The organism is Arthrobacter sp. MDT2-3 (assembly GCF_059090465.1).
Window position 1 is genome coordinate 345,682 of the sequence record NZ_JBNHFS010000004.1, and the last position, 25,858, is coordinate 371,539.

Genomic DNA, 25,858 nt, shown 5'->3' on the forward strand with positions numbered 1-25,858 from the left:
AATGGGCAACCTGGAGGTGGACCAGGTGTGCGGTTCCAATTTTGCTTATCAGCACCACACTCTTGAGCGTTGCCTTAACGACATGGTGGAACTGGGACGCACGAAGATGGAGTTGTGGGGCATAGCGCCCCACCTGCACATCCCGAACGCAGATAAGCATGACGTCAGGAATGTTCTGAAGCTGCTCCATGAGCGTGAGCTTTCTGTGGCATGCATAACGCCTGAGCAGGTGGCCTACCCGGTCAACATCGCGTCAGGCGAGACGTGGCTGCGGGAGGGCAGTCTGCAGCTCTTCCTTCGCGCAGCCGAGATTTGCAGTGACCTGGAATCCCCCCTGCTGTTCCTCACCTCCGGCCGCGGCTACGAGGACGAGCCGTTGGAGCCAGCCTGGGAACGGAGTGTCCTTGCCCTGCAGTCGATCACTGAACGGGCCTCAGAACTGGGCGTTTCCTGCGTACTGGAACCGCTGCAGCGGGTGGAGTCGAACCTGGTCACCGATCTGAGGTCACTGGAACGTATGGTGGGCGACGTCGGACATCGTGACCTCGGTGTTGTCATAGACACCGTCGCTTTGGCGGTGGCAGGAGATGCGATCAGTGATTACGGCAGGTCCTTTGGTGGGAAGGTGCGGCACATACACCTGATAGACGGCTCCCCCGCCGGTCATATGGCGTGGGGAGACGGCAATCTGGACCTGCAAGCAATTCTGCGGGGATTAGGGCACCTGGGGTACAGGGAATCGTTCACCTTCGAACTTTTCGGCGACGGGTCGTACTCCATCGATCCCCGGGCCGCCTTCCAGAAGTGCCTCAACGCATTCGGGGACGGCATCACGCAGCGTGTGAACTTTTCCCCTAGTTGACCGGAATGCCACCGCTGTTGGGCCGCGCGCCGACAGATCCCCGCCTCACCAGGGTTGCGGAAAATTCAGGTTTGGCAACCGGCGCTTTCCTGCCCTGGATCTGGCGAATGAGGGCTTCAGCGGCTGCCACGCCCATCTCATAGACGGGCTGGGCAATGACCGTCAGAGGCGGGGTAGTGAGGCGGGTCCAGGCAAAGTCGTCATACATCAGGAACGAGACATCGTCCGGGATCGAGAGCCCCAGGTCCTGGATTGCCTCCACCACGCTGAGTCCGATAAGCCCGTCAGACGCGATGATCGCGGTGGCAGGATGGGGCTGCTGCAGCAGTTCCCGCGTGATCTTCTTTATTGATTCCGGGCTGCCGGCGTTGAGGCGGACCAAGTCCTCGGGTTGGGGAAGCCCCGCTTCTTCAAAGGCGCGCTTCATGCCGTCCCGGCGATCGGAAATTTGCGAGGATTCCAAGGACAACCCGGCGAAGTAGGGCTCATCCGTTCGGATAGTGGAAATGAAGGCAATCCGGCTGTGCCCTTCCTGGATGAGGTAGCTGGTGGATTCATAGGAGATCCCCTCCATCTCCACCGCCACCGTATCCACCTCGAGCCCCGGTGCCTTGCGGTCCAGGAGCACCAAGGGCCGCCCTGACTTGTGAACGCCTTCCAGGTGCCTGGTATCAACCGACGACGCCGGAGCAATGATCAGACCGTCGACGCGCTTGTCCAGCAGAACCTTCACGGCGTCGACTTCGGCCGCGGTGTCCTCATCGGTGTTGACCAGGATGACGTTGAAGCCGCTTTTCTTGGCGGTGTCGGTGATGCCCCTGGTGGCGAGGCCAAAGTGTGGGTTTTCGATGTCGCCCACCACCACGCCGATGGTGTTGGATTTTCCGGTGTTCATGCTTCGCGCAAGCTCGTTGGGCCGGTAGCTCAGCTCTTCCGCCGCGGCCAGCACGCGCTCCCTCACATCGTCACTGACAGCGCCGTAGTTGCCCAAGGCACGTGCCGCCTGGGCTTTGGATACCTGCGCGGCCTTGGCGACGTCGGCGACTGTGACGTCGCGCCGCCGTGAAGCGTCATTACTCATGTCGGCCTTTCTTACCGGGCGCTTGACGCCCTTTTGTGGCTTGGGTTACATTCTTATCAATCGGTGTGAGTCCGGTCTCAATCGTAGGGACTGAGACCGGACTCAGCAAGAGGCACCGGCAAAGCACCACCACCACGGCGGATCTTGATCCTCCATCTCCCGCTTCTCTCGATTGGAAAACTCGCTGTGTTTACTCGAAAGACTTTCCGCCCCGCAACGCTCGTTGCTGCTGCCGTCGCCGCGGTCGTGGCGCTGTCCGGTTGCGGAGCCTCCACTCCTGCTTCATCTTCGTCCGCAGACAACCCGTACGGCCTGATTGAGCCCGGCTCCATCCGTGTCGCCAGCCTGGGCGACTCCAAGCCGTACACCTTCACGGACGCCCAGGGTAAGTTCACGGGCTTCGACGTCGAACTCTTCACGGACGTAGCCCGCCGGGCCGGTGTAGACAACGTGGTCTTCACCGGACAGGACTTCTCCGGCCTGCTCGCCGCCGTCGCCAACGGGCAGTTCGACGCCGGTGTCGCCGCCATCGGCATCACGGACAAGCGCAAGGAAACCGTTGATTTCTCCGACGGTTATCTGGCCGGATACCTGACCATCATCACCACCAAGACGTCCGGCATCAGCGATCCGGAAGGTCTCTCCGGCAAGCGCCTGGGCGTTGTCCAGGGCACGCTGCAGGAAGCCTACGCCGTCAAGAACTTCACTTCCGCAAGCCTGGTGCGCTTCCCCGACAACAACACTGCAGTCTCGGCCGTCAACAGCGGTGCGGTCGACGCACACTTCCTGGACTACGAGGCCGCCAAGTCATACCAGGAACAGTTCGGGCTGGTGAGCGCTGCTGACATCCCTTCCTTCGACGCTCCGGCCGGCTTCGCCGTCGCCAAGGGCAAGACCGAGTTCAAGGAGGCCCTGAACAAGGGCCTGGCCGAAGCCATGGAGGACGGCACCTGGAAGAAGCTCTACGAAAAGTGGTTCCCGGGCTCCCCGATGCCCGAGCAGTACCTTCCCAAGGCTGAACAAACCTCCAGCCCGGCACCCAGCAAGTAACCCTCCCAAGGTTGCGGGGGCGGCCCGCCACCGGATCACCGCCGGCAGCGCCGCCCCCGTTCCACCAGCTAACAACGTCTGAGAGCAACCATGGACTGGCTCAACACCATCATCCGCACCTTCTTCGACTTCGGTGCAATGGCCGAAGTCCTGCCCCAGCTTCTCGCTGTGGGCCTCCTGAACACCCTCATCATCTCCGTCGCGGCAACTATTATCGGCGTCGTGCTCGGCATGATCGTCGCCGTCATGGGGATCTCACCGTCCCGGTGGCTGCGCATCCCGGCCCGCATCTACACGGACCTGTTCCGGGGCCTGCCTGCCATCCTGACCATCCTGCTGATTGGCCAGGGGTTTGCCCGGCTGAGCCAGTCCATCTTCGGCCCCTCGCCCTACCCGTTGGGGATCATCGCCTTGAGCCTGATCGCCAGCGCCTACATCGGCGAGATCTTCCGCGCCGGCATCCAAAGCGTGGACAAGGGCCAGGGCGAGGCCTGCCGCGCCCTTGGGATGAGCTACGGCAAATCCATGGCACTCGTGGTCATTCCCCAGGGCATCCGCCGCGTACTGCCGGCGCTCGTGAACCAGTTCATCGCCATCGTCAAGGATTCCTCGCTCGTCTACTTCCTCGGACTGCTGGTCAGCGAGCGTGAACTCTTCCGCGTCGGCCAGGACGCCGCGGTACTCTCCGGAAACCTCTCCCCGCTGGTGATGGCCGGCATCTTCTACCTCATCATCACCGTGCCGCTCACGCACTTGGTGAACTACTTCGACAGCCGCTTCCGGACAGGAAAGCGCCGGCCCACCGCACCTTCCAGCGGCCTGAACGAAGTCAAGGAACTCGACGCGGCCTCGCCGCTCACTACCGGGAGCAACACATGATCACCAGCACCAGCGCCAACCCCACCGCTGACATCCAGACCTTCCATGGATCCAGCCTGGAACTGCAGAACCTGACCATGGCGTACGGGGACATCGAGGTCCTCCGCAACGTCAGCCTCACGGTGGCCCCGGGCACCACCACCTGCATCATCGGGCCCTCCGGTTCGGGCAAGTCCACCCTTCTACGGGGAGTGAACCGCCTGCATGAGCCCAAAAGCGGTGACGTGCTCCTGGCGGGCGAGAGCGCCCTGAAGGTCAACCCCGACATTCTGCGCAGCCGGATCGGGATGGTGTTCCAGCACTTCAACCTCTTCCCGGACCACACTGCCCTGGAAAATGTGGCCCTCGCCCTCTGGAGCGTCAAGAAGATGTCCAAGGCAGAGGCACGGGAGCGCGCAAGCCGCCGCCTGGCAGAAGTGGGCCTCGCCGAACGCGCCGACCACCGCCCCCGGGACCTCTCCGGCGGGCAGCAGCAGCGCGTAGCAATAGCCCGTGCCCTCGCCATGGAACCGGAAGTCATGCTCTTTGACGAGGCCACCAGCGCCCTGGACCCCGAACTCGTCAAGGGCGTCCTGACCCTCATGGCATCCCTTGCCAAGCGGGGCATGACCATGGTTGTGGTAACGCACGAAATGGGCTTCGCCCGGAAAGTCGCTGACCAGGTCGTCTTTATGGATGAAGGCGAAGTGGTTGAAGCCGGAACTCCGGCGGAGATCTTCGACAACCCCAAGAGTGAACGCCTCCAGCGCTTCCTCTCGGAGGTCCTGTGATGGGGACAGCAGGGAGCGCGCCCATCCGTACCGCCGTCGTCGGTTTTGGGATTTCCGGACGTGTCTTCCATGCACCCCTGATCGAGGCGGACCCTTCGTATTCACTGGATGTGATAGTTACCGCCGACCCGGAACGTGCCGCCGCAGCGGCGGCCCGCTACCCAAACGCCCGCATTGTCCCCACGGCAGAGGCCCTGTTCGCGCTCGCCGCGGACCTTGACCTGGTGGTATTGGGAACGCCTCCGGCCACCCATTTCGGGATGGCGTCGACGGCGATCGCCCACAAGCTCCATGTGGTGGTGGACAAGCCATTCGTCACCACGTCAGCCCACGGCGAGGAGCTTTCGGCCGCCGCGGCCGAGGCCGGCGTGCAACTGACGGTCTTCCAGAACCGCCGGTGGGACGCTGATTTCCTCACCCTCAAGAAGCTCCTGGATGCCGGTGCGCTGGGCAGGATCAAGACCTTTGAATCGAGGTTCGAGTGGTGGCGCCCTGAAGGTTTCGGGAACTGGCGCGACTCTGCCACCACGGCGGAGGGCGGCGGCATCCTCCACGACCTGGGCGCCCACCTCATTGACCAGGCCATCCAGCTCTTTGGGCCGGTGGCACGCAGCTACGGCGAAACAGCCGGGCAGAGCGGGGAGCAGTCAGCACCGGAACAGGAAGCCTTTGTGTCCCTGCTGCATGATTCGGGCGTGCGCTCCCGGCTCTGGATGAACGGTGCAGCCGCACTGACGGGCCCCAGGTTCCACGTGCTCGGCTCGGCCGCCGGTTACACAAAGTGGGGACTGGACGGCCAGGAACCCGCGCTCGACGCCGGGGTCCTCCCCGGCGACCCCGCCTACGGAGTCGAACCCCAGGACTCTTGGGGGGTCCTGGGAGTGGATGGTGCAACAAGCGCCGTTCCCGCCGAGCGGGGTGCTTATCCCCGGTTCTACCGGCTCCTCGCCGATACCCTCCTGCGCGGCGCACCGGTCCCGGTTGACCCGGCAGACGCCGTCGAAGTCTTGAAAGTCATAGAAGAAGTCCATGCCCTCGCCTGACGCACCCCGTCACGGCACATCGTTGAACACAGGAAAGCGAGTCCCCATGTCCTCCACCAGCCCCGCCAGGAAAGTTGCCGTCATCGGCGGCGGAATCCTTGGTGTTTCCACCGCCGTCAACCTCCTGCGCGCAGGCGCTTCAGTAGTCCTCCTGACCGAAAGCGGCTTGACCAGCGAGGCCTCAGGCCGGTCGCTCTCGTGGCTGAATTCCGCGGGCGAACGCTCCACGCCCTACCACCAGCTCCGCATGGCAGGAGTAGACAGGTACCGGACGCTGTTCGCCTCGGACCCCACCCGCGAGTGGCTCCAGTTCCGTGGCGGCCTGATGTGGAACCCGGCGGGCCAGGCTGACGCCACGGCTGCCCGCCACCAGTATGAGCTGAACAAGGGCTACGATTCCAAGCTGCTGGCACCGGCGGAGATCGCATCGGTGGCTCCCGGGGTGGATGCCTCCGCCGTTCCTGACAACGCGATTTTCAACCCGGGCGAAGGCTGGGTGAGTCTGCCGGATCTGGTGGAGTTCCTGATGGCGGAGTTCCACGAACTCGGCGGTGAACTGGTCCTCAACGCAGGAAAAGCCTCAGTGGTAGTTGAAGGCGGGCGCGCTGTCGGCGTTCAGGCCGCTTCGGGTGCTGCGCATGATGCCGACGCCGTCCTGGTAGCTTGCGGTGCTGCGACCCCGTCGGTCGTGGCCCCCCTCGGAGTGGACATTCCCAACGGCTCGCCGGTATCGATGCTGGTCATCACGAAGCCCACGGACCACGGCCTGGCGCCCGTGCTGAACACGCCGCGGGCCGCTGTCCGGCCAAACCCCGGAAACACCCTTGCCCTTGACCACGACTGGTACGAGGAGAGCATCACCGAACACGCTGACGGAACCTTCAGCATCCCTGATGACGTGGTGCAGGAACTCGCCGACGAAGCTTCCAAGCTCATCGCAGGCAACCCGGAGCTCAAGCCGGCGTCGTGGAAGATCGGCTACAAACCCATTCCGGGCGACGGCGAGCCTGTCTTCGGCGAACTCGAAAAAGTCCCCGGCTGCTTTGTCGCCTTCACCCACTCGGGGGCAACCCTCGGGCTGATTGCCGGCGAGCTCCTGGCCGGGGAGATCCTCACCGGAGCGCGGCACCCGATGCTGGAGACTTTCCGGCCGGAGCGGTTCTCCTAGTCCCGCAACTGCTGCCTGCGCGAAGTTCGTGAAGCACTGGCCGTGGCGTGCTGCTGTTCTGTCCAGCGGCACGCCACGGCCTTTGCTGTTTCACCCTGTTGTTTGTCCGGCCATGGCTTCCGCCCGAAAGGAACGGCGGCACGCCCTCCCTCCTGGGCGAACTAAGATGGATCAGATAACCAACCACCGGCCCCGGCCCCGCCGTGGCCTGCTGAAAGTAGCGCGCACCATGCCATCCCAACCGGACGAGAGTGCGGCACTGGCAATACAGACCCCCGCCATTAACGACCGTTCCCTCGCGGCCGGGCTCGCTTATGCCATGGGAAGCCGCGTCTCCGGTATCTCGTTCGACGCTGCTACCGGGCTCATGCTGGGCAAGGTCCGCGGCGGTGCGGACCTGCCCTATTCCACCACCGCCAAACTGGTCCGCAAGGGGGGCGGCTGGAGCTGCACCGTGGGTGTGTGCAGCTGCCCGGTCCGGAAGGACTGCAAGCACGTGGCGGCACTGCTCTTCGCGGCGGAGGACAACCCGGCCACCCGCGTCCAGCTGCTTTCGCCGGCCACCGCCACCCAGGTCTCACGCGAACCATCCGGTGCCGTTTCTGACTGGGAACGCGCCCTCAGCCCGCTCATCTCGCAGCCCGGTGCCGCTCCGTCCAGCAACGGCGTCCCCCTGGCCCTCCAGTTCGAGATCGAGGAGCCGGCACCCCACTTCTCCTACACAGGCCGCCGGGATCCGCTCCGTAGTGTCCGCCAGCTCAAGGCCCGTCCAGTGGTCATGGGGGCCAAGGGCAAATGGATCCGCGGGGACGTCTCCTGGAACACCCTGAGCTACCTGAATTTCCGCCGTGAGTGCAATGAGTCGCATGTGGAGTGGATGCAGGAGTTCCTGGCTGCCCACTCCGCCTCGGCCAGCCGCATGCACAACTCCTCCGGCCTCTGGCTGGGCCTGAACACCTACTCGGGGAAGAACCTTTGGAGTCTGCTGGCCGACGCCAAAAAGATCGGCCTGGCACTGGTCCACTCGCGCGGCACGGAGCCGGTGCGCCTCGCGGAGTCCCCCGCCGCCGTCGGGCTTAACTTGGGAAGGTACGGCGCTGCTGCTGACGGGGACGGTACAGATGGCGGGCTGGAGCTTGCGCCCACCGTCACCATTGAGGGGGTTGAGGTGGATCCGGCGTCGATTGGAACCATCGGCCGGCCGGCGCACGGAATTTTTGTCACGTCCGACGGCGGGGCGCTGGCGCCGGGAGCCTTGCCGGGCGAAGCCTTGCCCGGGGTGGGCGAGGCACAGGCCGGCGACGCGGTGATCACGCTGGCGCCACTGGAAAGCGGCCTGAGCGAGGAACTGTTGTCGTTCGTGACCGCGGGCAGCACCCTTCACATTCCGGCCAAGGACGAATCGCGCTTCCTCACCGGCTTCTACCCCAAGCTGAAGCAGACGGCCCGGGTCACTGCCCGCGACGAGTCCGTTGAGCTGCCCACCCTGGCTGTCCCCACACTCTCCCTGCTGGCGAACTACGGTGCTGACCACCGGGTGCGGCTGCATTGGGAATGGCACTACAAAACGGGAAACCTGGTCACCGCCCAGCCGCTGTGGCGGCACCCCGGCGACCACGGCTACCGTGACGACACCGCCGAGGCCCGGATCCTTGAAGGGATCGGCCAGCCCTGGGACGTGGTTCCGGCCCTGGGCGAATCCGCCACCGGCGGCTGGGGCACACCCCGGCTGGCGGCGTCGGTGGAGCTGAAGGGCCTGGACACGCTGGCGTTCACCGAGGAAGTGCTGCCCCGCCTGCGGCAGGCTCCCGACGTCGACGTGGACACCGTGGGCGACATCGCCGACTACCGCGAGGCTGAAGAGGCGCCGGTGGTTTCCATCTCCACCAAGGCCACGGAGCAGCGCGACTGGTTCGACCTCGGCATCCAGATCTCCCTTGAGGGGCAGCCGGTTTCATTCGCCGCGGTGTTCTCCGCACTGGCTGCGGGGCAGACCAAGATGCTGCTGCCCAGCGGCGCCTACTTCTCCCTGGACCTGCCCGAACTGCACCAGTTGCGGGCCCTGATCGAAGAGGCCCGCTCCCTGCAGGACAACAAGGACGCGCCCCTGCAAATCAGCCGGTTCCAGGCAGGACTGTGGGACGAGCTGGCCCAGCTGGGGATCGTTGACGAGCAGGCGGCGGCTTGGCGCTCGGCGGTGGGCGGCCTGCTCGAGGGCGGCGTGGACGGCCTGCCGCTGCCCGCTACCCTGAACGCGGAGCTGCGCCCCTACCAGCTGGAGGGCTTCAACTGGCTCACCTTCTTGTACCGGCACAGCCTGGGCGGGATCCTGGCGGACGACATGGGCCTCGGCAAGACGGTGCAGGCCCTCGCCCTGATGTGCGCGGCGAAGGAACTGGCTCTGGCCAGTGCTGGAAGCAGCAATACGCCCGACGACGGCGCCGGCCCTGCAGGTGATAATTCCGCCGAGGCCGTCGCAGCAGCAAGCCAGCCCAAGGCCGTCGCTCCCTTTTTGGTGGTTGCCCCCACCAGCGTGGTGGGCAACTGGGCCCTGGAAGCAGCGCGGTTCGCTCCCGGGTTGAAGGTCCAGGCGGTCGGTGAGACGTTTGGAAAGAGCGGGCAGGACGTGGCTGCGGCACTGGCCGGAGCCGACATCGTGATCACCTCCTACGCCCTGTTCCGCATCGACTATGACGCGTACGCCTCACGCGAATGGGCCGGCCTGGTGCTGGACGAGGCCCAGTTCGTGAAGAACCACCAGTCCAAGGCGTACCAGTGCGCCCGCAAACTGCCGGCGGCCTTCAAGCTCGCCATTACGGGCACACCGCTGGAAAACAACCTCATGGAATTCTGGGCGCTTACCTCTATCGTTGCGCCGGGGCTGTTTTCCAGTCCCAAGCGTTTCGCCGAGTACTACCAGAAGCCGGTGGAGAAAAACGGCGACAAGGGGCAACTGGACAAGCTCCGCCGTCGGGTCCGGCCGCTGATGATGCGGCGCACCAAGGACCAGGTCATCAAGGACCTGCCGCCGAAGCAGGAGCAGATCCTGGAAGTGGTGCTGAACCCGCGCCACCAAAAGGTTTACCAGACGCACCTGCAGCGCGAACGGCAGAAGATCCTGGGGCTGATCGAGGACGTCAACAAGAACCGCTTCACCATCTTCCAGTCGCTGACCCTGTTGCGGCAGCTCAGCCTGGACGCCTCCCTGGTGGATCCCGCGCTTTCGTCAGTGCGCTCGAGCAAACTCGACGTGCTGTTTGAGCAGCTTGAGGACTTGGTCGCGGAAGGCCACCGGGCCCTGATCTTCAGCCAGTTCACCGGGTTCCTGGGGAAGGTCCGGGAGCGGCTGGACGAGGAGAAGATCGAGTACTGCTACCTCGACGGCGGCACCCGCAACCGTGCCGACGTGGTCAGCGAGTTCAAGAACGGCAGCGCCCCGGTATTCCTGATCTCGCTGAAGGCAGGCGGGTTTGGGTTGAACCTCACCGAGGCAGATTACGTGTTCCTGCTGGATCCCTGGTGGAACCCGGCTTCCGAGGCGCAGGCGGTGGACCGGACCCACCGGATTGGGCAGGCCCGGAACGTGATGGTTTACCGGCTCGTCGCCAAGGACACCATCGAGGAGAAGGTTATGGCGCTCAAGGCCCGGAAGTCGCAGCTGTTCGCCGACGTAATGGAAGGCGACGCCTTGGCCGGCGGTGCCATCACCGCCGAAGACCTCGCAGGGCTGTTCCAGGAATAGCCCTGCGAGGTCTTTTCGAGCACGTGCGCTTCATCCACACCACATATGCTGGATGTAACGGAAGTTACAACGTTGGAGAAGCGCGTGTCACAACAGCTAGTCAAAGCCCTCACTCCCCTGCACCCGGACGCCTTCGCCGCTCCCTACCGTGACCCCGTCTGGGACGGCCCCACCGACCCGATCCTGGTTCCGGACCACCTCACCGGTGAGTGGGTGCTGTTCTACACCCAGCGCCGTGCCACGGCGCCGGGCCTGACCGGAGTCGAGTGGGTTCACGGCACGGCCATCGGCGTTGCGAGGTCCTCCGACGGCGGACGAAGCTGGAGGTACCAAGGCACCGTGGACGGACTGGTGCCTCCGGAAACGGAACAGCCCGCTACTCTCTGGGCTCCCGACGTCGTAAGAATTGGCGAACGGTGGATCATGTACCTGACCGTGCTCGGCGGGGTACGGACGGACTGGACCGGCACCGCGTCCATCGTCCAGTTGGCCAGCCACGACCTCGTAACGTGGGAGTACCTCGGCGGAATCGATCTGGATTCCCCGCGGGTCATTGACGCCGCCGTGACACTCTGCGGGGATGGCCGATACCGCCTCTGGTACAAGGACGAAGCCCGCGGCTCCAACACGTACAGCGCGGTCAGCGACAGACCGCAGGACCCCTCGTCATGGAGTCTTGAAGGACCCACCATTCCCGGCCGACCGCATGAAGGGCCGAAGGTCTTCCAGCTCGAGGGAACCTACTGGATGATCGTGGACGAATGGCGGGGCCAGTCGATCTACCGTTCGGAGAACGCCGCCAGCGGCTGGATCCGGCAGGAACACTTGGGCGGGCTCATCCTGACGCAACCGGAGCACGTGGACGGCAGGCCCGTCGTCGGGCGCCATGCTGACGTGGTGCCCCTGGAAGCCGGGGAGGACGGCAGGGAACGCGCCCTGCTGGTCTACTTCACGCACCCCCATTGGGGCGGCGAAGACATCGACGCCATGGCACCTGACCCCAGGACCCGACTTAGCCATGTCCGGGCGGCGGTCTTGGAAGTCCGCGACGGCAACCTGGTCTGCAGCGAGCCCTGATAACGGGACCCGATCCCGCGCGGGAATCATGACAAAGGGCCAAACCCTGGAACTATAAGCCGGCTGCTGCCGGCACCGGTCCAAGGTTTGGCCCTCTGCCTGACGCGTACTCCGGGCGCCCGGCCCGGTCTTCTCAAGTACCCGTCAGGTCCGCTGCGGCGAGCCGAGCTCCACCGGATCTTCGTCCGTCAGGTACGCCAGTTCGGAGTGGGCGGCGAGGTCGATGCCGCGCATCTCGTCCTCGGGATGGATGCGCAGGCCAATAGTCTTGTCCAGGATCTTCGCCAGGATCCAGGTGATGCCGAAGGAGTAAGCCAGCACCGTGACCGTTGCGAGGGCCTGGACACCCAGGAGCTCGACGCCCCCGCCATAGAACAGTCCGTTGACGGCGTTGGGTGCGGCGTCGGTAGCAAACAGGCCGATGAGCAGCGTTCCGAGGATGCCGCCCACCAGGTGGACGCCCACGACGTCGAGCGAATCGTCATAGCCCAGGCGGAACTTCAGTTCGATGGCCAGGGAGCAGACGGCCCCGGCGATGGCGCCGATGGCCACCGCGCCGAGGGGGCTGACGGCACCACAGGCGGGCGTAATGGCGACCAGTGCCGAGATCAGGCCGGACGCCGCACCCATGCTGGAGGCTGCCCCTCGGCGGACGCGCTCGACGAGTGCCCACGCGAGGAGGCCCGCCGCAGCAGCAACAGCTGTGTTGAGGAAAACCACCGACGCCGACTGGCCAGCTGAAAGTGCGGAGCCGGCGTTGAACCCGAACCAGCCCACCCACAGCAGACCGGCGCCGATGAGCACCAGGGGACGGCTGTGCGGCTTCGCGTGTTCCACCTTGGGCCAGCCTGAGCTCTTGCCCAGGACGAGGGCCAAAGCCAGGGCAGCAGCGCCGGCGTTCATGTGCACAGCGGTTCCGCCGGCGAAGTCAATGGCCTTGATGCCGCTGGCGATCCAGCCGCCGGTGACAGTGCCGTCAGGGGAGGAGAAGGCGAACACCCAGTGCGCGATGGGGAAATAGACAATAGTGGCCCAGATGCCTGCGAACAGCATCCACGCGCCGAACTTCATCCGCCCGGCTGCTGCCCCGGCAACCAGGGCTGTGGTGACGCAGGCGAAGAACAACTGGAACGCGGCGAAGAGGGCCACCGGGATGGAAGCGCCCTCGTCTGCGGCGAGCAGCTGCCCCATACCCGGGAATTCGGTGACGTCCCCGATGAGCCCCAGTCCGCCTACCGAATTTCCGAAGGCCATCGAGTATCCGAAGAGTGCCCACAGGACGGCCACCAGGCTGGCGCCGCCGAAGCACATCATCATCATGTTAAGAATGCGGCGCGAGCCCACCATGCCCCCATAAAACAGGGCAAGGGCGGGGATCATCATGCAGACCAGCGCGGAACTGGCCAGAATCCAAGCGACATTTCCCGAATCCATGGGAAACCCCTTTCGTGATGCGAGGAGAGGACGGAAATCGCCCGTTGGAGCCACTCCGGAGGAGGGACGCAGAGTCAGTACCACGTTCATCGGAGGGCAGCTATTGCCGTCTGGTTCCAACTGTATGGGGGCCGTTTCGGGGTGGGTTTCCGGTGTGTTAAATGATGGTTTCGTTCATTCACGAGCGAGTTTCAGGTGTCCCACTGATCGCAGACGGCCCCCGGGCATGCGGGAGGTGCCGGCGTGCGCCAAAGGATCCCCCATAGCCAAACTTGCCGGCTCAGGCCTAATGTTTTTTTGGGGGGCGCGGGAGTGAAGGAAAGGCCGATGCGGACCGTGACATATGGTGCGGCGTGCAGCCTCGACGGGTTCATCGCGGGCAGCGACGGAGCCCTCGACTGGCTCCACTTCAGCCGCGACGTCGAGGAAGTGATGGGCGAGTACTGGTCCACCGTGGATGCCGTTTTGATGGGCCGGAAGACTTGGGAGTTTGCGGTGGCCCAAGGCATGGGCGGCAAGCAAGGCGGCGGGCCGGACTCCGGAAATCCCTCCGGGGGCAACGACGGCTCCGGCATTCCCGCTGTTGCCACCTACCTTTTCTCCCGCACGCTGACGGAAAGCCCGCCCGGAGTGGAACTCGTCTCGCGTGATGCAGCCGGCTTCGTGAAGCACCTCAAGGGCCAGCCGGGCAAAGGTATTTGCCTGATGGGCGGCGGGGAGCTGGCCGGCTCGCTCTTCGAAGCTGGCCTGATAGATGAGATCAGCCTCAACGTGCATCCGGTGCTGCTCGGTAAAGGTGTCCCGTTTTTCCACCAAACCCGTCGGATTGTCCTCGAACTCACAGAGTCGCGCACTATCGCCGGCGGCTGTGTCCTCATGACGTACCGCGTTCGGAATTAGGGAGCCCTGAGCCGGGCGTCCTGTTCCGGCGGTGCGTTCCTCGCCCAAGCACCAGCCACTCGGAGTTTCACTTCTAGATGGCATCCCGTTGTAGCCGACGTTCATCGCGACTCAACCCCTCACGTCCGTACCGGAGCGTGGGAGACCAGCTGTGACCGAGCCCGATCGAGCCTGTACGGATCGCTTGTGACAGCGCCATGCCGCCCATAGTCTCGCTGAACCGGCTTCCCGGGATCACCACCAAGGGATTCCACGGCATCGCACCCGATCAACGGCCGGACCAGCAGCCCCTGACATACGAGGTACAACAATGACGTTTTCCGCCCGAAGATCACGCAGGCCGGTGGCCGCTTTGGCAGCCGCGGCAACAGCAGCGGCCGGGCTCGCCCTCCTGCCGCCCGCGCCGGCGGCAGCAGCCGAAGCCACCTCAGTGACCATCACACCCAACCCGGCCAGCCGCGGCGAAGCCTTCCAGGGCTGGGGCACCAGCCTCGTCTGGTTCGCCAACGCGACGGCGGGCTACTCCCCCGAGCTGCGCGAAGAGCTCTACCAAAAGGTGTTTGGCGAGGACGGACTCAACCTCAACATTGCCCGCTACAACGTCGGCGGCGGCAACGCATCCGACGTCGCGGACTACCTCAACGACGGCAGCGCCGTGGAGGGCTGGTGGAATCCGGTCACCGAGCCTCCGGCAGGAACCGCCGCTTCCAACCTCTACAACCCGGACGGCACCGTGGACCCCGCGCAGTCCAACAAGTTGGCGTTCCTGGAACAGTGGAACCCACATGACCCCGCCTCGTACAACCCGGACGCAGACCAGAACCAGCGCTGGTGGGTGGAGCGTCTTGCGCAAGACCAGCAGATCACCCACTGGGAAGCTTTCAGCAACTCCCCGCCCTGGTTCATGACCAGGAGCGGCTACGTATCCGGCCAGGTCAACACCAAAAAGGGCGAAAACCTGCTGCCCGAAGCAGAAGCCAAGTTCGCCACCTACATGAAGCACGCCGTCGAACTGCTCGAACAGGGCAGCGGCATCACCGTGGACACCATCGATCCGTTCAACGAACCAAACTCCGGCTACTGGGGTACCGACATCAACGCTGCCACCGGCAAGCCGCCCACCACGTACACCCAGAAGCAGGAGGGCGCCCTGATCTATCCGGCGGCCCAGGACCGCGTCACCAGGCTCCTCGCCGCCGAACTGGCGAAGGACAGCACCACCACAGACGCAGTCATTTCCGCGATGGATGAGACCGACCCGAACAAGTTCATGACCAACTGGAACGGCTACAGCCAACAGGCCAAGGACGCCGTTGCCCAACTGAATGTCCACACGTACGGCACCAACGACCGCCGGCGCGTCCGCGACCTGGCGAGCTCCACGGATAAGCCCCTCTGGATGAGCGAAGTGGGCGGCTTCTGGACCGGAAATCCCGCGCTTGGCGACTCCACCAGCGGCTGGGACCGCTCCAACATCACCAACGGCCTGGGCATCGCCGGCCGCATGGTCAATGACCTGCGCGAACTTGAACCGGACGCCTGGGTGTTCTGGCAGCCGGTGGAGGACACCTACAAGCAGGAAAAGGCCGACAAGGGCTGGGGATCCATCTACGTGGACTTCGACTGCAACTACGAGGGCCGCGAAGGGTTCTCCAACCGGCGGCTCAACGACGGCGCCTCCCCGGATCAGGCCAAATGCCGGGTCCTGACCAACCAGAAATACAACACCACCCGGAACTTCACCCACTACATCCGCCCCGGCGACTTCCTCATCCAGAACGACAACGCCAAGACGGCGAGCGCCCTGGACGCAGACGGGAACGGCGCTACGCTGGTGCACTTCAATGACACCCCGACGGCGGAGAAGGTCACCATCGACCTCAGCCGGTTCGGCAGCATCGCGCCCGGTGCCACCGTCACACCCGTGGTCACCACCAAATCGCCCCTGGATGACATCGAGAAGAACGCCCTCGTGAAGGGCGCCCCGGTCGCAGTCGATATCACGGCAAAGTCCGTGACGCTTGACGTTCCTGCGGCATCCGTGGTGACGTTCGTCGTCGACGGCGTCAGTGGAGTTTCGAACGACGCCGCACCGGTCCAGGACGGCCACAGTTACCACCTCGGCGGTGAGGCCAGCGGCAAGTACCTGACGGCGGGTGCCAATGGAACGGCGTCGATCGAGGAACTGGGCATGGACGCTGCAGGCGTTACGCCGCAGGTCTGGACTTTCAACGCCGTGAACAGCGACGACGAGTTCGCAAACGACCGCCGCTGGGTGGTCACCAACAAGGACGGACGGGTCCTTACTGGCAATGGCGGTGTCCTCAACGGCAGCCAGTCCGGCCCCGCTTCCCTTTCGGCGATGACCCTTGAGCAGGCGAAGGCAAATCCGGCTGCACAATGGATCGTCACCACCGAAAACGGCAAGCAGTGGTCCCTGGTGAACGCTGCAGCGGCGATTGCCCTGCAGGTTTCAGGCAACCAGACCGGCGCCGGAACCGGGGTCTCCCTAGGCTCCTCCATCGGCACCACGGCAACCGCCACTGCAAGCCCTCACCAGGCATGGGGATTCACCGATCTGGCGGACCTTGTGCTCCTGGGAACGGAACCCATTCAGCTGAGCACGCCCATCGGCGTCGCACCTGCCCTCCCCGCCACGGCGACCCCCCTGTACGAGGCGGGTGCAGGTAAGCCGCTGGCGGTGACGTGGGAGAACGTCGACCCTGCCGCATGGCAGAAGGAAGGCAAAGTAACTGTCCGGGGTTCCGGTACGGATCCGTACGGGCAGGCCTTCGATGATGCTGAACTCACCGTAACGGTGGGCAGGTACGTGGCAACTGACCCGGCGTCAGTGACCGTCGGTGTTGGTTCCACGCTGGCTGCGGTCCAGGCAGCTGCCCCCACCCGCGTCCCCGGGCAGATCGGCGACGGTCCTGCCCGCAACCCGCTGGATGTGGTGTGGGAATGGGCTTCGCTCGATGTGTCGGCGTTGCAGGCGACTGGAACGCTGGCCGTTCCGGGCAAAGCTGGTGAGCTTGACGCCACGTTGACCGTTCTGGTGGTGGACCGCGTTCCGAGCAGCAACATCTGCAAGGACGACCCCGCTACGGCTGTGTCCGCCAGCTACACCGAAGGCTCGTACATCGCCAAGAACACCTGCGACGCGGACACCTCCACCCGCTGGTCCAACTGGGTGAGCGGCGGCCGCAACAGCGACAGCCTGAGCTTCGCCTTCAGCCGCGACTACACCGTGGATTCGGTGACACTGGCTTCCGCCGAGAAGGCTGCCCAGAGCCTCAAGGTCCAATACCAGGACTCTTCCGGCGCTTGGCAGGACACGTCCGCCGGCTCCATCACGGGACTTTCGACGGCGGCACCCGTTACCGTCCGTTTTGACCCGGTCACCACCCGCGGCATCCGGGTTGTGTTCGTTACCACGGGCTCGTACACGAAGGTCGCCGAAGTTGCCATTGCCGGCAGCCGGTTGGGTAAAGCAGGCCTCGCAGACCTCGGCAGGTTGCTCGTGAGCCAGGCTTCGGTGGTCGGTTTTACCCCTGGAACCACTGACTACCGGGTGCTGGCCGGGTCGGCGGCGCACGCCGTCGTCGGCTACCCCCTGGACACGAACGCGAAGGTGACGGTGCAGCAGGCAACGGCTGAAAGCCCGGCGGCGGTAGTCACCGTGACGGCGCCGGACGGCACCACGAAGGAGTACCGCCTCACCTTTTCCACCGGCAAGGACGCATGCAAGAACGGCGGCTGGACGACGAGCCCGTCACCAACGTTCAAGAACCTGGGGGAATGCGTTAGCTACTTCACTGCGAACTAGCCGCTGAGGCAACTGCCTTGAGCCTTTCGGGGCGAAACGCAGGGACGGCCGTTGCAGCACCCGCACGTGGTGCCGCAACGGCCGTTTGCGTTGTCCTTCGAAGCCGCGGTTCCGCATCGGTGTAAGTAACAGGCAGCTATGCTGTTGAAAACCCACGCAGCCTCGCACGGCACGGACACGGCACCTTCGAAACCTTCCCCCGCCTCCAAGAGATAAGGAAGATCAGTGAACAACGACCAATCGCCGGGACAGCGCGCCGCTCCCCCGGAGAACGAGCCAGTAGAAGAACTGAGGGTGGGCGTCGTCGGCATTGGCTGGGCCGGTCAGCAGCACCTCAAAGCCTACGATTCGCTGGCAGGCGTGCGCATCGTGTCGCTGGCAGGGATGGAACAGGACCTCCGCGACTCCCTGCAGGCTGAATACTCCATTCCCAATGCATTCGCGGATTGGGAAGACATGCTGCAGCATGGCGGCCTGGACGCGGTCAGCGTGGCAGTGCCCACCTTCCTGCACGCACCCATCGCCGTGGCCGCCCTGGAACGCGGAATACACGTGCTGAGTGAGAAGCCCATCGCGCGCAACGCCGCCGAAGGCCAGTCCATGGTGGACGCGGCGCGCAAGGCAGGACGCGTCCTGGACGTCGCGTTCAACCACCGCCGCCGCGGCGACATCCAGGCATTGAAGGGTGTGATCGACGACGGCGGGCTGGGCCGGCCGTACTACGCCAAGGCTTCCTGGCTGCGCCGCTCCGGCATCCCTACGCTGGGCAGCTGGTTCACCAATCCTGAGCTGGCAGGCGGCGGACCGCTGGCAGACATCGGCGTCCACGCGTTGGACTACGCATTGCATCTTCTCGGCGAACCCAAAGTGGTGGCGGTCTCCGCTGCCACCCACTCGGAGCTGGGCCCGCAGGGGCGGGGTGGAGGCAGCGCGTACTCAGCACTGGCCTCCAGCCACGCCTTTGAGGTGGAAGACTTCGCGTCCGCATTCCTCCGCCTTGAAGGCGGCGGCACCCTGCTGATCGAGGCGAGCTGGGCCACCTACCGCGAAACCGACGACCTCCTGGACTTTACGGTCTACGGGACGGACGGCGGCGCCGAACTCAAGGTGCAGGGCGCACCATTTCCACCCGTGGGCCAGCTTCGGGTGTTCACCGAAAAGGACGGCGATTCCGCCGATTACGTGCCGCCGGTGTTGCCGGGCCGCGCGCATGACGGAGTTGTGGAAGATTTCGTGACGGCGGTGCGCGGCGGCAAGGATGTCTGGGGTGAGCATGATGGATCCCTGGCCCTTTACCGGGCACAGATCATCGACGCGTGCTACCAGTCCGCGCGTGAGCAAAAGGAGGTTCGTCTCTAATGAACGGCAAACTGCGGATCAGGGTCTGGAACGAGGGCGTCCACGAAGCCATCAACGAGCCGTCCCACATCGGGGATATCTACCCGGACGGCATCCACGGCGCCATCGCCGGAGGGCTCCGTTCCTACTATCCCGAGGCGGAGATCACGACGGCGGTCCTGGCCACCGACGACGAACACGGCCTTGACGAGGAGGTTCTGGCGGAGACGGACGTCCTGCTCTGGTGGGGACACATGGCCCACCACGAGGTGAGCGACGCCGTCGTCGAACGCGTCCACCGCCACGTCCTGGGCGGGATGGGCCTGATCGTCCTCCATTCGGGGCACTTCGCCAAGGTCTTCACCAAGCTGCTGGGCACCAGCTGCTCCCTCGCGTGGCGCAACGACGGCGAGCGCGAGCTTGTGTGGACCGTGAAGCCGTCGCACCCCATTGCCGAAGGCGTGGACAGCCCCATCGTTATCCCCGAGCAGGAGATGTACGGGGAACTGTTCGACATCCCGGACCCCGACGACCTGATCTTCATCAGCTCCTTCGCGGGCGGCGAGGTGTTCCGTTCCGGCGTCACCTTCACCCGGGGCAAAGGGCGCATCTTCTACTTCAGCCCCGGCGACCAGGAATACCCGGTGTACCACCACCCGCAAATCCAGCGGGTGCTGGCCAACGGGGTCCGCTGGGCCGCCCAGCCGGAGCTGCACCGTTCGGTCCCGGAAGTGACCAACCCTGCCCGCGGCTGGTTCGAAGAAGCCTAGGAGTTTATCCAGCTGCGCGGGCTTCGGAGGCCTGTAAGTCGTCTTATCCGGACAAAAACTCCAATGCGTCGGCGACGCTCAGGACGGTGCCGTCAACAAATTCAAATCCTTCCGCCGGGACATAGCGGACGGCGCCGGTTTCCGCACTTCCCTTGCCGGCGAGAATGACAACGGCGGCATAGTCGCCGTCGATGGCCGCGGCGGAGGTGCCAAGCCAGGGAATGGCGAGCTGCTCCCCCATGGGGTGCGGCCCGTCCCGGCGCCAGGCTCCGAGGTCGGTCAAGGGCACCCCGAAGCCCGGCAGGGGACGGACCTCGCTGACCAGCCCGGATGCAGCGTCCACCGGCCAGCCCCCGATCCGAAGTCTTCCTTCCACAGTCGCGTCCGTGCCCCGCACCCGGGCCAGCCGCAACTCAACAGCACCCCGCGTTATGGAAACAACCGTCACCTCCGGCCCCGGCGTCGCTGTGCCTTTGGCGCCGCTGCCGTGGTCCGGTCCGGCGTCGGGGTCAACGGCTATCCAATTCAAGGTGCCTCGGGAGATCCCCACCGACGCGAAGCCCATGTCCTGCTGACCGAGGTACTCAAAGCCTGTCCGATGGGTGGTTCTTCCCGCGTTGTCCACGAGAACGACGGCGTTGTCCAGGGACGACGGCTCCAGGTCCGGGAAAGTGGATGTGGAGTAGCCCAGCCGGGCGTAGAGGGGCGAGTCCGCCACGGCAGCGCCGGCGTTGGCATGGTCCGTTCCGTGGTTCCGGATGCGGACCACGCCGTCGGCAACAGTCCCGTCCACCTGCCAGCCGGGGGCGGCCAGCAGCCGCCGCGTGTCCCCGGTTTCCACAGGCAGCGGCTCCTCGGCAGCAGTCCAGGCGGGGTGGTCAGCCGGCAGGGCCAGGCCCATCATGCCTTTTGCAGCCCAAAACGGCGAGCCGGCGCCCGAATAGGACTGCTTCATCCCCGGGAATTCGCCGTGGAAACCGATGGAGAGCAGCCCGTCCTCCGTGATGGCCCCACGCTTGACGAAGTAGTCCAGGATGCCTGACGCTGCCCGCCGGCTGACGCCCGGGCTCAGCCGGGTGTTACCCAGCAGCTGGCCGGACCAGAACGGGGCAGCGGCGGCAAAACGGTAGATGAGGCTGCGGCCTTGGATGAGCGGGGCACCGTTGGCCCCCACCAGGTGCACGGCGTCGTCCAGGAAGTCGGCGAGCCTATCCGCGTCGAGCTTTGCCCGGGCCTTGACCCGTGGATCCTCCGGTGCCATGAGCTGCAGCAGCTGCGGGTAGACCTGGAAGGCCCAACCCACGTAGTGGTCGTAGGCGCGTTCGGGTCCGTCGGCGAACCAGCCATGGCCCCGGTACAGGGAGTCGTGAATGGCCAGGCCTGCGTCTATGTCCTCGTCCGAGTACCTGCCGCCAACGGAGGCCAGGAAGGTTTCGACGACGATCTGGAACCAGACCCAGTTAATGGGCGGGTACTCCTCACCGATCACTGTTTCGAACCATGCGACCAATTGCTCCTGGACCCGCTGCGAAAGTTTGTCCCACAGGAGGTCACGGGTCAGGGCGAGGCCCACCGCCAGGGACGCCGCCTCCACTTTTGCCTGGCCGAGTTCTCCGGGGGTTGGCCACCGGTCCGGATTGGCCGGATTGGTGCCGGCGTCCAGCCCCTGCGCATACCAGTCAGCAATCCAGCCGGTGCCCTCCGGGTCACCCTTTATCCGGAAGGATGCCAACAGGAAGGTCCGGGCGAAGGCTTCCAGCGAATCGCTTCGTGGTCCGTAGGCGCTGTTGGCCCCAGGCAGGTGCAGGTTGGCGTGATCATCCGTCGCATAGCGGTGGGCCGAGCGCAGAAGGTAGTCCGCGTAGGCGCACCAGTGCTCGCGGGTGAGTCCGGTGTACGGCGAAAGGGTCCGGTCCGGAGCAGACAGGGTCAGGGACACGGGAGGAGTTGTGGCGGGCATGGATTCCTCAGGGGTATCAGGGCGTCAGCGGTTTCAGGGCGTCAGCGGGTCTTGGGGGCAGCGGGTCTTGGGGGCAGCGGGTCTTGGGGGCAGGGCCAGCCAGGAGATGGCTCGACGGAGCAGTTCCCGGTGTTCGGCGGACTCATAGGAGGCGCCGTCGTGTCCCAGGGCATCGTAGAAGGTCCGGCCGGCCGGTTCTGAGCCGGGCACGGGGCGTTCGAATGACCAGGCCACGGGATGTTCCGCGTCTTCGTGGGTGTGCGTTGCATGGATGTTAATGTCCGGAGCGGTCCGCAGCCAGGAGTACCGCTCATCCGGCAGTGTGAAGTCCGGGATCCCTGCCACGAGGGGGCCTGAGTCCTGCCGTATGTGGATTGTGGCCGGCCCGTACTCAGGGTGCATGGATGTCCCGCGGACCCAGCGGCCGCCCAACCCGTCCTCCCAATCCGGCAGGTCCACGAAGCTGGTGGCGCTGACATGGCTGGCGAGCATGGGACGCGGCGAGTTCACCCAGCGTCTTAGTCCCGCCGTGGCCTCCGGAATGCCGGGGGACGGCAGCCCATCACGGGGCAGGCCAACATTGACCACCAGGAGATCCGGCAGGTCCACCTCGCCAGAACGGGCAAGTTCCGCCAAGGCGGCGTCCACGTCCGCGGGGAAGTCGACGTCGTATCCCGCCTCCCGGAGCAAATCCGCCAACGCAGTGGACGTTTCAGCGAACGGGTGCCACGGGTCGGCGTACCTGCCAGTGCCGCTCAACAGCAACGCTTTCGGACGTGCGGCCCCGTCAAACGAGGGAGATTCCGGCGTCAGTCCCGCCGTCACCGGGACTCCTGCAGCACGCTGGAGCCGGGCAGGCGCGGTGGGCCAACGGAAGATTCACGCAGGATCAGCTCCGGATTCAACTCGATCCGGTGGACCGGGCGCATGCGCCCCTCGGCAAGGCGGGCTGCCATCAGCTGCACAGCCACCTTACCCACGTACTGCTTGGGCGGCCGCACGGCAGAAATGGCTGGCTCGGCAAGGTAGGCCACCTCGTCGTCGTAGCCCACAATGGCCATGTCTCCCGGTACCTGCTGCCCCCTGTCCACGCAGTGCTGCACGAAGGCCACCGCCTGGGTGTCGGAGTGGACCAGCATGGCCGTGGTTCCGGTTTTTTCGCACAGCTCCAGGACGTGGTCGAAGTGTTGGGCGCGTTCCCCGTTTTCCTGCTTGGCCGAATCCTCGTGCACCGAGCCCTCCAGCGGAATCTTCAGGGCAGCAAGTGCCTGCCGCCAGCCTCGCACCACATGCGGGCTGGTGGGGCTGGACGAATCGGTAAGGCAGCCAATCCTCCGGTGCCCCTCCTGCCAGAGGTGCCGGACCGCCATACCGGCGCCGAAGGTGTGGTCAGTAGCCACCCATTCCAGTCGGTGCGCAGGGATTTCTATGGGCGACCTGCGTTCGGCCAGCACCACGGGAATGGGGAGCGCGTTGAGCCAGCGCAGCAGCTCCTGGCCCTGTTCGCCGGTCATGTCCGGCGCAACGATCAGCCCGTCCACGTTCTGGTTGTCCAGGAGCGCCTGGACCTGGCGGCGGTTGTCCGCGGCATCGTAGGCGGATCCGCGCACCAGGATCCGGAGGTTCTGCTCCTCCGCTTCCGCCCGTGCGCCGCTGATGACCTGCGGCCAGTAGTAGTCGAGGGAAGGCACCACCATGCCGATGGCGTAGCTGTGCGGCTGCGGCCGGCCCGCGGCCGCTGAGCGGTCCAGCCTGCTGGGCAGCGTTGCACCACCATGGACCCGGGATACCCGCCCTTCGTCCGCCAGGAGGTTGACGTCGCGCCGGATGGTCAACTCGCTGACTCCAAGTTTCGCAGCGATATCCCGGACGGTGATGGCGCCGTGGGCCCGGAGTTCCTCCATCAACCGTTCCCTGCGCTGGAGCGAAAACAGGGCCTTTCCTGCTGCTTCATGCGGTTGATCAGGGCTCATGATGTTGCCTCCACGGTGAGGGTGAATGCGCCGGTGGCGCTGGGATGTTCAGCGTTTGAATGTTCCGGCAGGCATGCAGCGGGCAGTCGGAAGCGCAGGCGTGTCAGCTTGGCGCCCCAGATGTCCGCGAGGAGGGGATCGTCCAGGAGCCACTCGTCAACGAGGACGACGGCGGCGGCTGGCTCCCAGCGCAGGAGGGCTCCGCGGGTGCCGCCGGCGGAGGGAATGCCCACGGGCAGGACCGTGGCCGTCCCGTGCCCCACCGTAACGGTGCCGGCCGCAAGGTAGGCGATGTCGACGTCGGACGTTCCTCTTCCCGGCGGGGCATGTCCCAGGTCCCAGCGGTCCTCCACCAGAACCTTTCGGGCTTTCCGGTCCAGGGATGACGTTCGGATCCACTGGTCCGGGTGCAGTCCATAAGCCGCTCCCAAGGCCAGCTGCAGCGTGCGGTCCGCCGGCTTCGGCGCCCGCAGCGCCTCGGCAGCGAACTCTTTGCCGGTGCCCTGCTCCAGTCCGAACGGTGCCGGGACGCTGTGCCAGGCGCTCTGCATGGCCCGGATGTGGTAGCGGTCCGGGCTGAACGTCTTCGCCGTATAGGTGGGCTGGCCGGCGTCAACCAGCAGCGGAACGCCGTCGACCGCAACCACCACCGAGCCCACGTCCCGGTGGTTATGGTGTTCGCCGTTGTGTCCGCCCTTTGCGGACACAAACAGGCCTTCCGCAGTGCCTGCGGACTCCCGGGCCACCATGATCTGCACCGACGGGAGGTACGTGAAAGGAATCAGCGGCGGGGTGTCCGGGCTTGTCGTATCCGCCGCACCCAGAAGCGAGTGCAGGACTCTTCCAAGGCCCGAAGCCGGCTCGGGGCACGGGGAAACCATGGCCGCCGCATGGCGGGTGGCGTTCTGGTCCCCGAGGCGTACAGCCCAACGGTGCAGCATGTCCCACGGCAGCGCCCGGGCTGCCCGGGCGGGGCCGTCGGCGACGTTCAGATACCAGTTCGTTCCGATGTGCATCCGGTGCGGGAAGGCAACCAGTTCACGGATCACCGGAAGGTCCGCATTGAGTCCACCTCCGGTGGCTTCTTCCAGCAGCGCGAGTCCTTCCAGCGCCCTGCCGGCCCCGTTCCACCAGTAGGCGAAGCCCTCGTCAATGGCGCCGTCGGGGGGCAAGGAGGCGAGGAAGCGGTCCAGTCCTTCAATGCACCGTTCGACTGTTCGAACCTGTTCGGATGGATCCTCCACCAGGAAGATGGCGGCCGCGAGAAGGTTGGAATGGATCCAGGGATTCCAGTTGTGGACGTCGCCGTGCAGCCCCAGCCAATGCCAGTCGAGGCGAGCCAGGAAGGGCAGGATGACCCGTTCGGCGGTTTCTTCCCGGATGCGGAGGCGCAGACCAGGGGCCCTCTCCTCCAGACGATCCCCCAGGATGTGGTCCAGCCAGGCCAGCTGCGCCGCGACTTCCCCCGCCCCCAGGTCCAGGTAGGGCCTGGAGATTCTGGGCACCACCTCGCCAGAGCGGGAGAATACGTCATCATGCGCAGCCCAGCTCCACGAGCTTTGCTCGCACAGCAGGTACACGCCGTCGATCACCTCATCAATCCAGCTCTCCTCTTCTGCTGCCCCTTCTGCTGCCGGGCCGGGAAGCAATGACATCACCACCGCCCGGATGAGGCGCTGCTGGCGTGCCGCTACAAGGCCTTCGTAAGCCGTGCGGTTGCCGTCCCGGAAATAGCGGGCGTAATGCGAGACGAGGGGCTGCGGCCACGCGGTGCCTTTCTCCCTGGCGGCCTGCCGGCGCAGCGCTTCCAGCGGCGCGGCGGGGACCCCTTCCCACGCAGCTTCCTTTGCAGGCCGGACCCGTACGCGCTGCCGCGCTTCGGCCAGCAGGCTTGCCAGTTCCGGGCCGGCGGCCTTGCTGCCCCAGGCGGCTGCCAAGGGTGGTTCAAGGGTGCCCGCTGGCACGGAGTGAAGGGCCATGGC

General features: G+C 65.4%; 18 protein-coding genes. 12 read left to right on the forward strand and 6 right to left on the reverse strand.

Annotated features, from left to right (window positions below; translation table 11 throughout):
* The first annotated feature begins 1 nt into the window (after position 1).
* The gene (locus AC5RUQ_RS14405) at positions 2 to 862 is read left to right on the forward strand and encodes a sugar phosphate isomerase/epimerase family protein (protein ID WP_493948010.1); all 861 of its coding nucleotides are present in this window, start codon (positions 2 to 4) and stop codon (positions 860 to 862) included.
* Here AC5RUQ_RS14405 and AC5RUQ_RS14410 read toward each other — a convergent pair.
* On the reverse strand, positions 855 to 1,943 hold the full coding sequence (locus tag AC5RUQ_RS14410; protein WP_493948011.1) for a LacI family DNA-binding transcriptional regulator: 1,089 nt from the start codon (positions 1,941 to 1,943) through the stop codon (positions 855 to 857). The genes AC5RUQ_RS14405 and AC5RUQ_RS14410 overlap by 8 nt on opposite strands.
* A gap of 186 nt (positions 1,944 to 2,129) precedes the next feature.
* Between AC5RUQ_RS14410 and AC5RUQ_RS14415 the strand changes: the two genes are divergently transcribed.
* From AC5RUQ_RS14415 to AC5RUQ_RS14445, 7 genes are all read left to right on the forward strand, one after another.
* A complete protein-coding gene (locus AC5RUQ_RS14415; RefSeq protein WP_493948012.1) occupies positions 2,130 to 2,993 on the forward strand; it encodes an ABC transporter substrate-binding protein in 864 nt (287 codons plus the stop codon).
* A 90-nt stretch (positions 2,994 to 3,083) separates the two neighbouring features.
* Complete coding sequence (locus AC5RUQ_RS14420) at positions 3,084 to 3,872, forward strand: amino acid ABC transporter permease (RefSeq protein WP_163167823.1); 789 nt, start codon at positions 3,084 to 3,086, stop codon at positions 3,870 to 3,872.
* Positions 3,869 to 4,642, forward strand: a complete 774-nt coding sequence (locus AC5RUQ_RS14425) for an amino acid ABC transporter ATP-binding protein (protein ID WP_493948013.1) — start codon at positions 3,869 to 3,871, stop codon at positions 4,640 to 4,642. Before AC5RUQ_RS14420 ends, AC5RUQ_RS14425 begins: the two co-directional genes overlap by 4 nt.
* A complete protein-coding gene (locus tag AC5RUQ_RS14430) occupies positions 4,642 to 5,685 on the forward strand; it encodes a Gfo/Idh/MocA family protein (protein WP_493948014.1) in 1,044 nt (347 codons plus the stop codon). The genes AC5RUQ_RS14425 and AC5RUQ_RS14430 overlap by 1 nt, the downstream gene beginning before the upstream one ends.
* A gap of 46 nt (positions 5,686 to 5,731) precedes the next feature.
* On the forward strand, positions 5,732 to 6,853 hold the full coding sequence (locus tag AC5RUQ_RS14435; RefSeq protein ID WP_493948015.1) for an NAD(P)/FAD-dependent oxidoreductase: 1,122 nt from the start codon (positions 5,732 to 5,734) through the stop codon (positions 6,851 to 6,853).
* Positions 6,854 to 7,082: 229 nt separating this feature from the next.
* Entirely contained in the window at positions 7,083 to 10,595 is a 3,513-nt protein-coding gene (locus tag AC5RUQ_RS14440) for a DEAD/DEAH box helicase (RefSeq protein ID WP_493948016.1), read from the forward strand.
* Between the two features lie 84 nt (positions 10,596 to 10,679).
* Entirely contained in the window at positions 10,680 to 11,672 is a 993-nt protein-coding gene (locus AC5RUQ_RS14445) for a family 43 glycosylhydrolase (RefSeq protein ID WP_493948017.1), read from the forward strand.
* A gap of 144 nt (positions 11,673 to 11,816) precedes the next feature.
* Here the strand turns inward: AC5RUQ_RS14445 and AC5RUQ_RS14450 are convergent, their stop codons facing one another.
* On the reverse strand, positions 11,817 to 13,106 hold the full coding sequence (locus AC5RUQ_RS14450; protein WP_493948018.1) for an ammonium transporter: 1,290 nt from the start codon (positions 13,104 to 13,106) through the stop codon (positions 11,817 to 11,819).
* A gap of 327 nt (positions 13,107 to 13,433) precedes the next feature.
* On the opposite strand from AC5RUQ_RS14450, the gene AC5RUQ_RS14455 reads away from it, so the two are divergent.
* The 4 genes from AC5RUQ_RS14455 to AC5RUQ_RS14470 all read left to right on the forward strand — a co-directional run bounded on the left by AC5RUQ_RS14455 (position 13,434) and on the right by AC5RUQ_RS14470 (position 19,943).
* Positions 13,434 to 14,006, forward strand: a complete 573-nt coding sequence (locus AC5RUQ_RS14455) for a dihydrofolate reductase family protein (protein ID WP_493948019.1) — start codon at positions 13,434 to 13,436, stop codon at positions 14,004 to 14,006.
* Positions 14,007 to 14,316: 310 nt separating this feature from the next.
* Positions 14,317 to 17,835 (forward strand): discoidin domain-containing protein, encoded by a 3,519-nt coding sequence (locus tag AC5RUQ_RS14460; RefSeq protein WP_493948020.1) that lies wholly within the window; start codon positions 14,317 to 14,319, stop codon positions 17,833 to 17,835.
* Positions 17,836 to 18,060: 225 nt separating this feature from the next.
* A complete protein-coding gene (locus AC5RUQ_RS14465) occupies positions 18,061 to 19,194 on the forward strand; it encodes a Gfo/Idh/MocA family protein (protein ID WP_493948021.1) in 1,134 nt (377 codons plus the stop codon).
* Complete coding sequence (locus AC5RUQ_RS14470; RefSeq protein WP_493948022.1) at positions 19,194 to 19,943, forward strand: ThuA domain-containing protein; 750 nt, start codon at positions 19,194 to 19,196, stop codon at positions 19,941 to 19,943. The genes AC5RUQ_RS14465 and AC5RUQ_RS14470 overlap by 1 nt, the downstream gene beginning before the upstream one ends.
* 43 nt (positions 19,944 to 19,986) lie before the next feature.
* Here AC5RUQ_RS14470 and AC5RUQ_RS14475 read toward each other — a convergent pair whose 3' ends face one another.
* Genes AC5RUQ_RS14475 through AC5RUQ_RS14490 form a run of 4 tightly spaced genes read right to left on the reverse strand, consistent with a single transcriptional unit; the run spans position 19,987 to position 25,855 of the window.
* Positions 19,987 to 21,903, reverse strand: a complete 1,917-nt coding sequence (locus AC5RUQ_RS14475; RefSeq protein WP_493948023.1) for a DUF2264 domain-containing protein — start codon at positions 21,901 to 21,903, stop codon at positions 19,987 to 19,989.
* A 33-nt stretch (positions 21,904 to 21,936) separates the two neighbouring features.
* Positions 21,937 to 22,728, reverse strand: coding sequence for a ThuA domain-containing protein (locus AC5RUQ_RS14480; protein WP_493948024.1), 792 nt, complete (start codon positions 22,726 to 22,728; stop codon positions 21,937 to 21,939).
* Positions 22,725 to 23,876, reverse strand: a complete 1,152-nt coding sequence (locus AC5RUQ_RS14485; protein ID WP_493948025.1) for a LacI family DNA-binding transcriptional regulator — start codon at positions 23,874 to 23,876, stop codon at positions 22,725 to 22,727. Before AC5RUQ_RS14485 ends, AC5RUQ_RS14480 begins: the two co-directional genes overlap by 4 nt.
* On the reverse strand, positions 23,873 to 25,855 hold the full coding sequence (locus AC5RUQ_RS14490; RefSeq protein ID WP_493948026.1) for a heparinase II/III family protein: 1,983 nt from the start codon (positions 25,853 to 25,855) through the stop codon (positions 23,873 to 23,875). The genes AC5RUQ_RS14485 and AC5RUQ_RS14490 overlap by 4 nt, the downstream gene beginning before the upstream one ends.
* Positions 25,856 to 25,858 lie beyond the last annotated feature (3 nt).